Genomic DNA, 15556 nt, shown 5'->3' on the forward strand with positions numbered 1-15556 from the left:
ACACAGTCCGCCGCGCCTGATGCTGTTAACCTTTTTATCCATGAAGGTTGACAGCCAGTTCAGTCCCTTTATCATCTGATTCATCCGTAAACCCAGAGACCGGGAAAGGTTAACAGGACTTTTACATGACCGCTACAGAACTCCGCCACGACTGGACATTGCAGGAAGCTCGCGAGCTTTTCGAACTCCCTTTTAACGATCTACTGTTCCGTGCCCAGAGTGTGCATCGCCAGTATTTTGATCCTAACGAGGTGCAGGTAAGCACCTTGCTGTCGATCAAGACCGGCGCCTGCCCGGAGGATTGCAAATACTGTCCCCAGAGCGGTCATTACAACACCGGCCTCGAGAAAGAGAAGCTTCTGGAAATTGAAAAGGTGGTGGTTGAGGCCAGGGCTGCGAAAGAAAAGGGGGCTTCCCGGTTTTGCATGGGCGCCGCCTGGCGCAGCCCTTCGAAGAAGGATATGCCTTATGTTCTGGACATGGTCAAACAGGTCAAGTCCCTGGGGCTTGAGACCTGCATGACCCTTGGCATGCTCAAAGAGGAGCAGGCGGCAGAACTGGCCGATGCCGGGCTGGATTACTACAACCATAACCTGGATACCTCTGAGAAGTACTACAGTCACATCATCACCACTCGAACCTACCAGGATCGACTGGACACTCTCGACAATGTTCGCAAGGCCGGAATGAAGGTTTGTTGCGGTGGCATTATGGGTATGGGCGAAGACGAGGATGACCGGGTTGGGCTGCTGGTTCAGCTCGCGAACTTGCCCCATCATCCGGAAAGTGTGCCGGTGAATATGCTGGTGAAGGTGAAAGGCACGCCTCTGGAGGACGTCGAGGACCTGGATCCGTTCGAGTTCATCCGGATTATTGCGGTGGCGCGGATCTTGATGCCGGCCTCCCACGTTCGCCTGTCGGCTGGGCGTGAAAACATGAATGAGCAGATGCAGGCTCTGTGTTTCATGGCTGGTGCCAACTCGATCTTCTACGGCGAGAAGCTGCTGACCACCGCCAATCCGGAGGCCGATGCAGATATGCTGTTGTTCAAACGCCTGGGTATTCGCCCAGAGCAGCGGGAGCAGTGTGCGTCGGAGGAGCAGGAAGAGGAGGCGATTGCCGAGGCCGTGGAGTATGAGGCGACCCGTCACATGTTCTACGACGCTACGCGGGAATCTGCCTGAGTACTTGATCCTGGGGAAGCAACGAGCGGGTAAGGCTCCCCGGGATACGCTACGAGCACATCCATGTGCGCTTGTTTCGGGCCATCCTTGGCCCTCTACAATCCCGGGGAGCCTTACCCGCTCGTTACCCGGACCGTTGAGTTAACCTCCAGGTGCTATCGTGCGGGATTTTGCCCTTGAACTTGAAGAGCGGAAACAGGCCGGTCTGTATCGGACGCGTCGGCATGTAGCCGGTCCTCAGAGGCCCTCTCTCATTGCTGACGGCAAACCTTTGTTGTCGTTCTGCAGTAATGATTACCTTGGTCTTGCCAATAACCCTGCCAATATCGAGGCCCTCCGTGATGCGCTTCCGGAGACAGGCCTTGGGGGCGCGGCTTCCCATCTGATTTGTGGTCACCATGATGCCCATCACCAGTTGGAGCTTCGTCTGGCGGAGTTTACCGGACGCAGTTCGGCGCTGTTTTTCTCCACTGGCTACATGGCGAATATGGGCGTTATTTCGGCACTGGCCGGGCGGGGCGATACGATTTTTTCGGATCGGCTGAATCATGCATCCATCATCGACGGCTGTATCCTGAGCCGGGCCCGGGTTCGCCGTTATGCCCATGGCGATGTCGCGGCACTGGAGGCGATGCTGGCGGAGACGTCCGGGCACAAGTTGGTGGTGACCGACGGGGTCTTCAGCATGGACGGCGATACTGCGCCCCTGGCGGAGCTGTCCCGGGTCTGCCGGTTCCACGATGCGTTACTGGTGGTTGATGATGCTCACGGAATTGGCGTACTCGGACCTGAGGGGCGGGGCAGCGTCGCTGAAGCGGGGTTGTCCGAAGAGGATGTCCCCGTTTTGATCGGCACCCTGGGCAAGGGGGTCGGAACCAGTGGCGCATTCGTGGCCGGGCCATCGCTGCTGATGGATTATCTGGTTCAGAGGGCCAGAACCTATATCTATACGACGGCGATGCCGCCGGCTCTTGCCATGGCAACCATGTCGAGTCTGGATCTTATTGAGCGGGATCAGGGGCGCCGCGAGCATGTATTGGGTCTGGTTTCGCGGTTTCGTCGGGAGGCCTCGGCCATGGGGTATGAATTGATGCCTTCACGTACTCCGATCCAGCCGATCATGGTTGGCGACAATCACGACGCGCTGGCGCTCAGTCAGGCATTGGAGGAGCGCGGTTTGCTGGTCTCGGCCATTCGCCCGCCGACGGTTCCCGCGGGGGAGGCGCGTTTGCGGGTTACGTTCAGTGCCGCTCATTCCCAGGCGAACCTGGATTGTCTGTTGACCGCGCTGTCAGACTGTCGGCATCTGGTTCAAAAAACGGACATGGCGGTATGAGTTCCTGCAGGGTCTGTCCGCGTCTGTTGGTGGTTGCTGGCTGGGGCGTTCGTGCAGAAATGTTATCTGGGCTCTATGGTTATTGGCCGGGGGAGGTGGTTCCAGTGTCTCTGGACGATGAGCTGCTGAGCCGCTGCCAATCGCTCTCGGAGGTGACTGACGAGCTGTTGTCACTTTATCCGGAGCCGTCAGTTTGGATGGGTTGGTCCCTGGGCAGTCAGGTTGTGATGGAGGCCGCCGGGCGTGAGACCGGTGCAGTGTCCTGTGTTATTACCCTCGGTGGTTTTCCGAAGTTTGTGGCCGACGAGCGCTGGCTCAGTGGTATGGCGGAAAGCGACTTTCGGGCGTTTGCCCGTGGTATCCGCCGGGACCCACAGCGCTACTGGCTGCACTTTCTTTTGTTGATGATCAACGGTTCTGCGGACGAAAAACAGGAGCGGCAGAGGCTCAAACCGTGGCTTGAGAAAGGCACTCTGGTCTCGCACGAACACCTCGTCAAGAGTCTTGCCTGGCTCGAAAGCGGGGATCAGAGGGCGTTATGGCGTTCACTCGCCACGCCGGCCCTCCATGTGATGGGTGAGAACGATATTGTGGTCAGATCGTGGACGGATGATCTCGCTGTCCCGACGTCAAGCGGTCATGCGGTCGTACCGGGTATGGCGCACTGGCCGGGCGGCTGCTCGGCTTCGGATTGCTGGGAGGCGATCCAGGCGTTTTTTGCCACTCAAAAGGCGTTGTCATGGGCGTTATGAGCATCTCGACCGACCAGATAGCCAGGGGCATTTCCGACACTCGCAAGTCTGATATTGCCCGGGGCTTTGGCATTGCCAGTGGCACCTACGAAAGTGCCTCCAGACTGCAGCGCTTCATGGGCAATACCATGCTGCAGAAGTTTGAGTTCCGGGAAAGTCAGGATCTTGATCTAACATTACTGGACCTCGGGTGTGGCACGGGTTGGTTTACCCGAAAGTTTGCGGATTTCGGGCAGATTGAATCGTTGAGCGGGGTTGATCTGTCGCCTGGAATGTTGGAACAGGCTCGCAAGAATGGGCCTGCGGGAATCAGCTGGATCCTGGGCGATGCCGAACACCTGCCTTTGCCGGATAGCAGTGTCGATGTGATTTTCAGCAATCTCATGATTCAGTGGTGTGATGACCCCGGCGCCGTGCTTCGGGAATGCCGCCGGATCTTGCGTCCAGGTGGGGATCTGATGGTCTCTACACTCCTTGACGGTACGCTCCGTGAGTTGAAATCGGCCTGGCAGGCGGCGGATCCTGGCCACCTGCACGTAAATCGCTTCGAGACTGGCCTTGCCTTGCAGGCCAAGGTGCGTGCCGAGTTACCGGATGCCGTTGTTGAAGAGCGCACTATCAGATTACCCTACGCATCGCCGATGGCCCTGGCGGGTGAGCTTCGCCATCTTGGCGCGGGTTTCCGCGGCGCTGGGCGTCGACGAGCGGCCACGGCACCGGGGCGGATGCGGGAAATGTGCAGGCAGTACCCCAAAGAGCCGGACGGCACTATCATGGCAAGCTATGAGGCTGCCTGGGTGTACTGGCAAAAACCATAAGAGTCGTTAACTGGAAACACACATGGCCAAGCAATCCTTTTTTGTAACGGGCACCGACACCGGGGTTGGGAAAACCCTGGTATCCGCAGCCATTCTTCAGGCGGCAAAGGCCATGGGTAAGCACACCCTGGCGATGAAGCCCATCGCCTCGGGTTGCGATCGGACGCCGGAAGGCCTTCGCAACGAAGATGCCCTTATTCTGCAGAACGCCATTACTGAGCCACTGGCCTACGAGTTGATCAACCCGGTGGCGCTGGAGCCTGCCATTGCACCGCATGTTGCGGCTGAACAGGCTGGGCGACACATTACGTCTGATCGTCTGGTTGGATTCTGCCGCGGATTGCAGATTCGTCCGGCGGACCTTCTGCTGGTTGAGGGAGCCGGCGGCTGGCGGGTCCCCCTCAACGATCGGGAAACCTATTCAGAGTTTCCGAGACAGCTGTCCATGCCGGTCATTCTCGTGGTTTCACTGCGCCTTGGCTGTATCAATCATGCGCTTCTTACCGCAGAGGCCATCAGAAGTGACGGTCTCAGAGTGGCAGGGTGGGTTGCCAATCGCGCAGAGCCTGAGCCCATGAGTTGCGAACAGGACACCCTGAACTACCTGGTCAACCACATGGGAGCGCCCTGTCTGGGTATTCTTCCGTGGCTGGAGCAGGCGCGGCCTGAAATGCTGGCTGGTTATCTGAATATTGATGGGCTGTTTGAAAATTGACCAGGTTTGTGGCTTAATAAAGTCAATTTATGGTCATCGGGCAGCGCAGTTATGATCAGTAACACTCTCTCAGTTGGGATCCAGGGCATCCAGGATGGCATGGTCGGTATGGAAAATGCCGCCCGCAAGATTGCGCGTGGTGGTACCGATGGTCCCCAGGGAACCGCGGAAGGCGCGGGTAGCCTCGTTGAACCCATTGTTGATCTCAAGATTTACGAGCGAAGTGTCGAAGCGTCCGCACAAGTGGTGAAAACCGCCGACGAAACACTCGGAACGCTGCTTGACATCATGGCCTGAGCACTGAAAGGGCGCCCGGCTCGTGCTTTCATCTCTCCCCCCTGTTCCCCCACCTATCCCAGCGGCCTCGTTTCAGGGCCAGGCTTCTCCGCGAGTCCAGGCCACGGGTCCAGTATCGGCAAAGCCGGAGGCGCCGACCGCCGGAGCCAGATCTACTGAGGCTGCAGGCAAAGCCGAATCTGCGCGGGAAAATCCCGACTCCGGGCCCAGAAGCGGGGAAGCCGACAATCCTCAGGGACTCACAGACCAAGAGCTGAAACAACTGACCGAGCTGAAAGCGCGGGATCGTGAAGTTCGTGCCCACGAAGCCGCGCACCAGGCGGTTGGCGGCCAGTACGCCGGCGCCATGTCGTTCACCTACCAGCGGGGGCCGGACGGCGCCCAGTATGCGGTGGGAGGTGAAGTCTCCATTGACCTGTCCCCGGTGCAGGGTGATCCCCAGGCCACTATCGAGAAAATGCGAATTGTCCGGGCGGCGGCCATGGCCCCGGCGGAGCCGTCCGGCCAGGATCGAGCGGTGGCTGCCCAGGCGATGCAGATCATGCTCCAGGCCCAGTCGGAGCTGGCCGCCGAAACGGGCGCTTCGTCAAGAACCGCGAGCGATGCTTATCGTGAGGTCTCCGCCATGGGAGAGTCTGATCAGAACGGTGACGAAAACCGCGTTTCCTCTTTCCAACCGGTGTCTGCCTGACCGGTTAATTTTCAACATCCAGGTCCTTCCATGGATATCCGGCACTTAAGGTGCGATCCGGCTCCATGCGCTGCTGTGGCGCGTGATCCGGTGACAGATCGCAACACAAATTTTGCATCCGGCTATTGACAATTCTGTGCCTCTAAACGTATGTTTCAAACAAGTGTTTAATTAAGGCTGCAGCGCAGAGCGTTGCGGTGTCTGAGCAAACCCAAGGCCAGAAGCTGTCAAACCTGATTCAGCTGAGACCGAGAACCGAGGTGGATTCCATGCCTGAGTACAAAGCGCCCCTGCGTGACATCAAATTCGTAATGAACGAGCTGCTGAACAGTGAGCAGCACTATGCCAACCTGGAAGGTGCCGAAGACGCTACTCCGGATATGGTGGATGCCATTATCGCGGAAGGTGCCAAGTTCTGTGAGCAGGTTCTGTCTCCGTTGAACCAGGTAGGTGACAAAGAAGGCTGTACCTGGAGCGAAGACGGTGTGAAGACACCGACTGGCTTCAAGGAAGCCTATCAGCAATACGTCGAGGGCGGCTGGCCGTCCATGAACGCTGATCCCAACTATGGTGGGCAAGGGTTGCCGGGTTCCCTGGGCATTGTTATGAGCGAGATGGTTGGTACTGCCAACTGGTCTTTTGGCATGTACCCCGGCCTGAGCCACGGCGCAACCAACACCATTGAAGAACATGGCACCGAAGAGCAGAAGCAGACTTACCTCACCAAGCTGATCAGCGGCGAGTGGACCGGCACGATGTGTCTGACCGAGCCGCACTGCGGTTCCGATCTTGGCACCCTGCGCACCAAGGCGGAGCCGAATGCCGATGGCACATACGCTATCACTGGCACCAAGATCTTTATTTCTGCTGGTGAGCACGACATGGCCGAAAACATCGTCCATATCGTCCTGGCACGTCTGCCGGGTGCTCCGGAAGGCACCAAGGGCATCTCCCTGTTCATCGTGCCAAAGTGCCTGCCGAACGAAGATGGCTCGGCCGGTGAGCGCAACGCCGTTTCCTGCGGTTCCATCGAGCACAAGATGGGTATCCACGGCAACGCCACTTGCGTGATGAACTTCGACGGTGCCAAGGGCTGGCTGATCGGGCCCGAGAACAAAGGCCTGAATTGCATGTTCACCTTCATGAACGTGGCCCGTATCGGTACTGCGATCCAGGGTCTGGGTGCCGCAGAGCTGGGCTTCCAGGGTTCACTTGCCTACGCCAAAGAGCGTCTGGCCATGCGTTCACTGAGCGGTCCGAAGAATCCGGAAGGTATTGCCGATCCGATCATTGTTCACCCGGACGTTCGTCGGATGCTGCTGACACAGAAGGCGGTTGCCGAAGGCGCCCGTGCCCTGATTTACCTGACTGCGCAGCAGGCAGACGTTGTTCACAGCGGCAAGACCGAAGAAGAGCGCAAGGCGGCCGATGAGGCGCTGGGCTTCCTGACACCGATCGCCAAGGCGTTCCTTACCGAAATCGGTTACGAGGCAGCGAATCTGGGTATGCAGGTATTTGGTGGCCACGGCTTTATTGCCGAGTGGGGCATGGAGCAGAACGTGCGTGACGCCCGTATCGGCATGATCTACGAAGGCACCACCGGTATTCAAGCGCTGGATCTGTTGGGCCGCAAGGTCCTGATGACCCAGGGCGAATCCCTTAAAGGATTCACCAAGCAAGTGCATCTGTTCTGCAAGGAAAACGCGGAAGACGAGCAGCTGAAGGAATTCATCGAGCCGCTGGCGGCGATGAACAAGGAATGGGGCGAGCTGACCACCAAAATTGGTATGTCTGCCATGAAGAACCGTGAGGAAGTGGGCGCGGCCTCTGTAGACTACCTGATGTACTCCGGTTACGCAGTGTTTGCCTACCTGTGGGCCCGTATGGCCAAGGTTGCCCTGGACAAGATGGTTGAGGGTACTACCGAGGAAATGTTCTACAACGCCAAGATCCAGACTGCGCGCTTCTACTTCAAGCGTATGCTGCCCCGGGCCAAGGGCCACGCAGAAAGCATGCTGGCTGGCGCTGACAGCCTGATGGACATGCCGGAGGAAGCCTTCGCCATCTAAGGCGCGGGCACCGAAGGACGGTTCCAGAGGACAGAAAGCCCGCGCTCCCCGGAGGCGGGCTTTTTTCATGAGTTGCGGTCCGCTTTTAGGGTAGAATAGGCGCCCATAAAAATAATCTTCAGCGGACACATAGCCCGAGCAGGTGTGACTGGCCCAGACTGAGGCCCTATTGCCACCTGAACAGACTGACAGAATTTTTGGAGAGTTTTAGATGGCTGATTATCAGGCACCCCTACGTGACATGCGCTTTGTTCTGAATGAGGTTTTCGATGCCCCCGCACTGTGGGCCTCACTGCCCAAGGTTGCCGAGCATGTGGACCCGGAAACGGCGGACGCCATTCTTGAAGAAGCCGGCAAGATCAGCAGTGGTGTACTTGCGCCCCTGAATCGCGAAGGTGATGAGCAGGGCTGCAAATGGAACGACGGTGAGGTGACGTCTCCGGAGGGCTTCAAGGAAGCGTACCAGACCATCGTTGAAGGCGGCTGGAACGGTCTTGGCGGCAACCCGGACTTTGGCGGCATGGGCATGCCCAAGACCCTCGTCGCGCAGTTCGAGGAGATGATGCAGGGCGCCAACATGGCATTCGGGTTGGCCCCCATGCTTACGGCCGGCGCCTGCCTCGCGCTGGACGCCCACGGCAGTGATGAGCTGAAAGAAAAGTACCTGCCTAACATGTATTCCGGTGTCTGGTCCGGCGCCATGGATCTGACCGAGCCCCACGCCGGCACAGACCTCGGGATCATTCGCACCAAGGCGGAACCGAATGATGACGGCTCCTTCAACGTTACAGGTACCAAGATCTTTATCACCTGGGGCGAGCATGACATGGCGGAGAACATCATCCACCTGGTGCTGGCCAAACTGCCGGATGCGCCGAAAGGTCCCAAGGGCATTTCCATGTTCCTGGTACCCAAGTTCCTCGTGAATGACGATGGTTCCCTTGGCGAGCGCAACAGCTTCAGCTGTGGTTCCCTTGAGAAGAAAATGGGCATCAAGGGTTCTGCGACCTGCGTAATGAACTTCGATGGCGCCAAAGGCTGGCTGGTCGGCGAAGAAAACAAGGGTCTGGCGGCGATGTTCACCATGATGAACTACGAACGCCTGGGCGTTGGTATCCAGGGCATCGGCGCTGCCGAAGCCTCTCTGCAGAGCGCTCGGGAATACGCCCTTGATCGTATCCAGAGCCGTGCACCGACCGGTGCTCAGGAGCCTGAGAAGGCGGCAGATCCAATCCTCGTGCACCCGGATGTCCGGCGCATGCTGCTCACGATGAAAGGTTATGTGGAGGGCGGTCGTACTTTCTCAACCTACGTAGCCCAGTGGCTCGATATCGCCAAGTTCGCCGAGGATGATGAGCGTCGCAAACACGCCGAAGGTATGGTGGCGTTGCTGACACCGGTGGCCAAGGCATTTCTCACGGATCGCGGCCTCGATACCTGCATCATGGGTCAGCAGGTCTTTGGTGGTCATGGTTTCATCCGCGAGTGGGGTCAGGAGCAACTGGTTCGTGACTGCCGCATTACCCAGATCTACGAAGGAACCAATGGTATCCAGGCACTGGATCTGATGGGTCGGAAAGTGGTCGGCACCCAGGGCAAGCTTTACGAGCTGTTTGCCCAGGACGTCGCAAACTTCCTGGAGGAGAACAGTGGTAACGAACATCTGCGCCCGTTCCTTGAGCCGCTTGCTGCAGCGGTCGAGCGTCTCGACGATGTGACCGAGCATGTAATCAGGCAGGCTGGCGATAACCCTAATGCCATTGGCGCAGCGTCTGTGGACTACCTCGATCTGTTCGGCCTGACCGCCCTGGGCTATATGTGGGCGAGGATCGTCAAAGCGGCTGCGCCCCAGGCGGATTCAGATACCTCCGGATTCTACAGCGGTAAACTGAAAACAGCGCGCTTCTACTTTGACCGCCTGCTGCCCAAGACCGTTTCACTGGCTGAAGGTATTCGCAGCGGTAGCGACTCCATGATGGCGCTGACGGCTGAAGAGTTCTGATTAGCCAGCAAGACGCAGGCACAAAAAACAGGCCCTCGGGCCTGTTTTTTTTTATGGTTTATTGTTGGTCAGCATGGTTTCCCGGACCCTCAAAGTCGCTCCATTCTCTCCGGATTGGTAATAAAGGGATTGGCATTACCCTGGATTTCGACAATGCGCCCATGACGGGTCAGCTCGCCATCATCCGGCGGATCCAGCCTGTTCCAGCCCTTGAACACCGCTGCGGAGCCAAGCCAGGGTAAATCATAGGTGTCCACCATGTAGGCCACCGTGCGCGCCACATCTCCCTTGACCCGCCCCGGGGGCTCAAAGAACTGGGCGCTCTGGCGAATGCCGCATTCGTCTTCGCTTACTGACGAGCCCAGGTCCTCGTAACGAGCGTTTCGCCGGCCCATCTCCGTCCGGCTGCGCACCGGTACCATGTTGTGCATGTCGGACGCGATCTGACGGTATCGGTTATCCTGTTCGCATTGACGCGAGGTGCCACAGTCGAGTGCGCTGCGGACATCGGCCAGTGGATAGACATAACCGTCCGTCAGAACGAATCCTTTGCTTGTAAAGGCGATGTTGCAGAAGAAGGAATTGCCGCCACTGGCGTAAAGGTCACCCCAGAAATGATCGGAAACAACGGTTTTGGGATCACTGAAGCGGGTATTCTGGCCAATCACGAGGGTAGTGGTGAGCAATAGGCCAAGTGCTGTGGGTATCAGTAAGAATGGTTTCATACGCCTTTTATACCTCGCAGTGTGTTCAAGCACCCTGTCAATTCGGGCCTCACTGGTCAGGATCTGATCAAGCGGGTCAAAACTATGACGCTTTGTTCACGGATACTGTGAAGTATGGCACAGAGGCTCCAAATCACGGAGCCTCCAGGCTAGAAATTTGTGGCGTAATGTTAACGGGTTAACGGTATTACTTCAGTTTGTTGCGAATGTTCTGGTAACCGGTTTTCAGGTCTTCGCCAAGTTTTGATGCGGTCTGACGAGCTTCCTGGGACGCGTTGTCGGCATCGTGTAGAACTTCATCGATCTTGCTTCTGAAACGATCCCAATCCTGCTCGAGATCCTCCCATTCGTCTTTAACGTCTTCACGGGCCAGATGCATCTGGACGCGCGCCTCATCCCGGTATTGCTTTACTTTCTCCGACAGCTTCTTGAGTTCTTCTTGAAGACTCATATCAAGCACCTCCTTGGATTGTTGGAGTGCCTACAATGCGCCCGATCGTAAAAAACTGTCAAGGGGCTGGCAGGGCTAACAGGGCACAACGACGGCTGAGTTTGATTCAGATCAGGAACGGCCGGCGAGCAGGGCAGACATATCCCGCAAATAGTGCCAGGGGGAGAGGGAATCGAAGCCTTTCGCCGCGCGGTCGATCTGGCTGCACAGGGTGATGGCCTCATTCAGTTGGTTCCGGTTCAGCCGGCGAGCGGCCTGTTCCATTGCTCGGGCACGTTGCGGCTGGAATACGCCCCGTTTTTTCAGGAATGCGGCAGGATTTTCCGACTGGCCGGCTGCAGACTTCAATTCGAGAAGCAGGTTCAGATCACGGCTGAGAACCGACAGCAAACCGAGTGGGTTTTCTCCCTCTTGCTGAAGCACAGTGATCATCTTACCGGCGTGGGGCGCCCGGCCACTGATCAGCTCGGTCACGAGTTCAAAGCCATTGAATCGGGAACTGTCCTGGACCGCCTGTTCAACGGTTTCCTCATCAATGGTATTGCCGTTTGCGAGCAGTGACAGCCTGTCGAGCTCCTGGCTGGCGGCGAGCAGATTGCCCTCAAGGCGTTCGCTCATGATGGCCAGGGCCCCCCGGGTCAGGCTGAGGCCGCGGTTGCTGGCCCTCTGCTGTAGCCAACCCTGGAACTTGTCGGCATCGACGGGCCACACCGGTACGTGCACGCCCTTTCCCTGAAGCTCCTTGTACCATTTGCGGCGGGTTTCCGCCGCGTCCAGACGGGCACTGATGAGCACGAGGATGATATCATCGGGAGGGTCGGCCAGGACTCGTTCCAGTACGGCGCGGCCGTCGCCCAGCTTGCCGGTTGGCAAGTGAATCTCGATGCGCCGTTTTTCCGCAAACAGGGACATGGCACTGAATTCCTCGCCAACGGCGTTCCAGTCCAGTTGGTGGTCAGCGTGAAAGGTCAGGCGGTCATGAAAACCGGCGTCTTTTGCGGCCTTGCGAACCTGATCACAACATTCCTGAACCAGAAGAGGTTCGTCCCCGGATATGAGATAGACGGGCGAAAGGCCCTTTTTCAGCAGCTGGGATAACTGGCCCGGATTGGTCTTCATGGCTGGCCTGTGGCTGGGGCGTCGGCTTCCTGTTCACGCTGGTAATCTGCCCGGATGGCGTCGATTCGCTGCGGGGTCAATGGTGCCAGCCGGAATATCACCTGCTGCGCAAGACGATCGTCCATTTGCTGGCGGAGGGTCTCTTCTTCCCGCTGTCTTGCCAGCACGTTGGTTTCGTCGTAGCGGTAACTCTCGCTGGTGGTCAGGCGTGTCGTGCCCACTATGGGAACCCGATCAGCGCTGATTACTTCAAGATCGACAGAGTGACGCAGCGTGTATTCCGCGGCTGCGGCCTGGGCGGTAATGGCACTTGCGCGACGGTCACGCTCGAAATTCTTCAGCCGCAGAATGTAGTCGGCCTCTGCCACTGGCGCCACCCGGATATTGCCCAGGTTCAATTGTTCACGCAAGGAACGGCACAGCGTGTCGGGCACCTGTGAGGAGCAATCCACGGCAAGAGGCTCGAGGGCAGAAGAAACCGGTGGCGCACCCCGCAACTGGAATCCGCAACCACCAAGCAGCGCCGCCATTACAGCGGTCAGCATAAGGCGTGCTGACGATTTCAGAGCGGAGTGCCGGTACATATCAGTTGGCCACCACGTTCACCAGTTTGCCGGGGACCACGATAACCTTGCGCACCGTCGCTCCCTCGGTAAAGCGCATGACATTCTCGTTATCCAGGGCCAGCTTTTCGAGGTCCGCTTTACTGATGTCGGCAGGCACATCTTCCTTGGCTCGCACCTTGCCATTCACCTGCAGTACCACCTGGATCTGGCTGCGAACCATGGCGGCTTCATCGGCTTTTGGCCAGGGTGCATCAACCACGGGCTCCTGGTGGCCGAGCGCCTGCCAGAGGGTGTGGCAGATGTGGGGGACGATCGGCGACAGCACAAGCACTGCGGTGTCCAGCGCTTCCTGGCGTACCGCCCGGGTCTGGGGTTCGTCACACTGCAGTTTGCCGACCTCGTTAAGCAGCTCCATCACCGCGGCAATGGCCGTGTTGAAGGTCAGCCGACGGCTGATGTCGTCACTGACTTTGGCAATGGTTTCGTGAGTCTTGCGCCGCAGGTTTTTCTGGTCATCGTTCAGGCTTGCCGCGTCCAGAGCGGGTGCCGGGCCAGCGGCGGCGTGTTCGTTCACCAGACGCCAGACCCGCTTGAGGAACCTGTGTGCGCCTTCGACACCGCTGTCCGACCACTCGAGGGACTGTTCTGGCGGGGCCGCAAACATCATGAACAGGCGAACCGTATCGGCGCCGTGCTCATCAATAATAGCTTGCGGATCGATACCGTTGTTCTTGGACTTGGACATCTTGGTGACGCCGCCGGAAACCACCGGCTCACCATCTTCCCCGTGTACTGCTCGAACGGGCTGGCCCTTTTCGTCACGCTCAACGGTCACGTCGGCGGGCGAAATCCATACCTTGCCGCCTTTGCCATCGTCGCGGTAATAGGTCTCCGCCAGAACCATGCCCTGGCAAAGCAGCCGGTTGAATGGCTCTGAACTGGTTACCAGCCCGACATCCCGCAGGAGCTTGTGGAAGAAGCGGGCGTAGAGCAGGTGCAGGATCGCGTGTTCAATGCCACCAATGTACTGATCCACGGGCAACCAATAGTTGGCCGCAGACGGGTCCAGCATGCCCTGGTCGTAATTGGGGCTGCAGAATCGCGCGTAGTACCAGGAGGACTCCATGAACGTATCAAAGGTGTCGGTTTCCAGCGTCGCCTGCTGGCCGTTGAACTCCGTCTTGCACCACTCAGGGTCGGCCTTGATGGGGGACTGGACACCGTCCATTTCCACATCTTCCGGCAGACGTACCGGCAGCTTGTCATCGGGCACCGGCATCTCTGTGCCATCTTCCAGGGTCATCATCGGGATCGGTGCACCCCAGTAACGCTGGCGGGATACGCCCCAGTCGCGCAGGCGGTAGTTGACGGTGCGTTTGCCGATATTCTGTTCTTCCAGGTAGCAGGCAATCTCGTCGAAGGCTTCCTCGCTGGTCAGGCCGCTGTATTTGCCAGAAGACACCAGCGTGCCTTTTTCGGTAAACGCTTCTTCCTGCACATCAATCTCGCGGCCATCGCGGGCGGCAATAACCTGCTTGATGGGCAGCTTGTATTTGCGGGCAAACTCATGGTCCCGCTCGTCGTGGCCCGGAACCGCCATCAGGGCACCGGTGCCGTAGTCAGTCAGCACGAAGTTGGCGACCCAGATTGGGATCTCTTCCTGGGTCAGCGGGTGAATCGCCTTGAAACCGGTGTCGATGCCGCGCTTTTCCATGGTGGCCAGCTCGGCCTCCGCGGTCTTGCTGTTGCGGCACTCCTCGACAAACTCAGCCACGTCCCGATGGCGCTCCGCCGCCTCTTTCGCCAGCGGATGTTCTGCGGCCACGGCCATGTAGCTCACACCCATCAGGGTGTCGGGGCGGGTGGTGTAAACGGTCAGGCCACTGTCCCGGTCTTTCAGCGGGAAGGTCAGCTCGGTACCTTCAGACTTGCCGATCCAGTTGCGCTGCATGGTCTTGACCTGCTCGGGCCAGTCTTCCAGCTCATCCAGATCGTTCAGCAGCTCTTCGGCGTAATCGGTAATGCGGATAAACCACTGGGGAATTTTCTTCTGCTCAACCAGCGCCCCGGAACGCCAGCCCCGGCCGTCGACTACCTGCTCGTTGGCCAGAACCGTCTGGTCCACCGGGTCCCAGTTCACCGTGGACATCTTCTTGTACACCAGGCCCTTTTCGTACAGGCGGGCGAAGAACCACTGCTCCCAACGGTAGTAATCCGGCTTGCAGGTCGCCAGCTCCCGATCCCAGTCGTATCCGAAACCCAGCTGCTTGAGCTGGTTCTTCATGTATTCGATATTGGCGTAGGTCCACTTGGCCGGCGCGGTCTTGTTGGCAATGGCGGCGTTCTCGGCGGGCAGACCGAATGCGTCCCAGCCCATGGGCTGCATCACGTTCTTGCCCTGCATGCGCTGATAGCGGGAGATCACATCGCCGATGGTGTAGTTACGGACATGCCCCATGTGCAGCTTGCCACTGGGGTAGGGGAACATGGACAGGCAGTAGTACTTGGGCTTGCCCGGCTCTTCCTTGACCATAAAGGTCTTGTTCTCTTCCCAGAAATCACGGGCATTCTGTTCTACGTCACGGGGATTGTATTGCTCGTCCATTCCTGCCATTACCGAAATTACCTTGTGTGGAAAAATAAAAGCCTGTATCAAAAATCACGTCCGGAGCGGGCCGGACATTCTAACGCACACTAGCCTTTACAGGTAGTCTGCCAATTTTCTGTTCTTGTGCCAGACTTGCTGATATGGGGGTAGCGCTGGCGGCGATGACTCCCCGGGACACGCCGTGAATACGTCCGTGTAGGCTTGATCGCAGCATCCATGCTGC

Annotated in this window: 14 protein-coding genes; 9 read left to right on the top strand and 5 right to left on the bottom strand. The window is 58.2% G+C overall.

Features of this window, described 5'->3' with window-relative positions:
- The first annotated feature begins 125 nt into the window (after positions 1 to 125).
- From bioB to CFB02_RS02525, 9 genes are all read left to right on the top strand, one after another.
- Complete coding sequence (bioB, locus tag CFB02_RS02485; RefSeq protein WP_088556739.1) at positions 126 to 1184, top strand: biotin synthase BioB; 1059 nt, start codon at positions 126 to 128, stop codon at positions 1182 to 1184.
- Positions 1185 to 1344: 160 nt separating this feature from the next.
- Positions 1345 to 2520 (top strand): 8-amino-7-oxononanoate synthase, encoded by a 1176-nt coding sequence (gene bioF, locus CFB02_RS02490; RefSeq protein ID WP_088556740.1) that lies wholly within the window; start codon positions 1345 to 1347, stop codon positions 2518 to 2520.
- 104 nt (positions 2521 to 2624) lie between these two features.
- On the top strand, positions 2625 to 3272 hold the full coding sequence (locus CFB02_RS02495; RefSeq protein WP_227519297.1) for an alpha/beta fold hydrolase: 648 nt from the start codon (positions 2625 to 2627) through the stop codon (positions 3270 to 3272).
- Positions 3260 to 4090 (top strand): malonyl-ACP O-methyltransferase BioC, encoded by an 831-nt coding sequence (gene bioC / locus CFB02_RS02500; protein WP_227519298.1) that lies wholly within the window; start codon positions 3260 to 3262, stop codon positions 4088 to 4090. The genes CFB02_RS02495 and bioC overlap by 13 nt, the downstream gene beginning before the upstream one ends.
- Positions 4091 to 4112: 22 nt before the next feature.
- Entirely contained in the window at positions 4113 to 4805 is a 693-nt protein-coding gene (gene bioD, locus CFB02_RS02505) for a dethiobiotin synthase (RefSeq protein ID WP_088556742.1), read from the top strand.
- A 51-nt stretch (positions 4806 to 4856) separates the two neighbouring features.
- Positions 4857 to 5102, top strand: coding sequence for a flagellar basal body rod C-terminal domain-containing protein (locus CFB02_RS02510; protein WP_088556743.1), 246 nt, complete (start codon positions 4857 to 4859; stop codon positions 5100 to 5102).
- A 22-nt stretch (positions 5103 to 5124) separates the two neighbouring features.
- Complete coding sequence (locus CFB02_RS02515; RefSeq protein WP_088556744.1) at positions 5125 to 5793, top strand: putative metalloprotease CJM1_0395 family protein; 669 nt, start codon at positions 5125 to 5127, stop codon at positions 5791 to 5793.
- Positions 5794 to 6062: 269 nt separating this feature from the next.
- Positions 6063 to 7862, top strand: coding sequence for an acyl-CoA dehydrogenase C-terminal domain-containing protein (locus CFB02_RS02520; RefSeq protein ID WP_088559138.1), 1800 nt, complete (start codon positions 6063 to 6065; stop codon positions 7860 to 7862).
- Positions 7863 to 8073: 211 nt separating this feature from the next.
- Complete coding sequence (locus CFB02_RS02525) at positions 8074 to 9864, top strand: acyl-CoA dehydrogenase C-terminal domain-containing protein (RefSeq protein ID WP_088556745.1); 1791 nt, start codon at positions 8074 to 8076, stop codon at positions 9862 to 9864.
- 89 nt (positions 9865 to 9953) lie between these two features.
- On the opposite strand, the gene CFB02_RS02530 is transcribed toward CFB02_RS02525, so the two are convergent.
- The 5 genes from CFB02_RS02530 to leuS form a co-directional block, all read right to left on the bottom strand.
- Positions 9954 to 10589, bottom strand: a complete 636-nt coding sequence (locus CFB02_RS02530) for an endonuclease (RefSeq protein ID WP_088556746.1) — start codon at positions 10587 to 10589, stop codon at positions 9954 to 9956.
- Between the two features lie 187 nt (positions 10590 to 10776).
- The gene (locus CFB02_RS02535) at positions 10777 to 11040 is read right to left on the bottom strand and encodes a hypothetical protein (protein WP_053112693.1); all 264 of its coding nucleotides are present in this window, start codon (positions 11038 to 11040) and stop codon (positions 10777 to 10779) included.
- 111 nt (positions 11041 to 11151) lie between these two features.
- A complete protein-coding gene (gene holA, locus CFB02_RS02540; RefSeq protein ID WP_008170102.1) occupies positions 11152 to 12159 on the bottom strand; it encodes a DNA polymerase III subunit delta in 1008 nt (335 codons plus the stop codon).
- Positions 12156 to 12704 (bottom strand): LPS assembly lipoprotein LptE, encoded by a 549-nt coding sequence (gene lptE, locus CFB02_RS02545; protein ID WP_227519299.1) that lies wholly within the window; start codon positions 12702 to 12704, stop codon positions 12156 to 12158. The genes holA and lptE overlap by 4 nt, the downstream gene beginning before the upstream one ends.
- Before the next feature lie 40 nt (positions 12705 to 12744).
- Positions 12745 to 15330 (bottom strand): leucine--tRNA ligase, encoded by a 2586-nt coding sequence (gene leuS, locus CFB02_RS02550; protein ID WP_088559139.1) that lies wholly within the window; start codon positions 15328 to 15330, stop codon positions 12745 to 12747.
- Positions 15331 to 15556: the final 226 nt, after the last annotated feature.

It is taken from the genome of Marinobacter sp. es.042, assembly GCF_900188315.1.
Lineage (GTDB): Bacteria > Pseudomonadota > Gammaproteobacteria > Pseudomonadales > Oleiphilaceae > Marinobacter.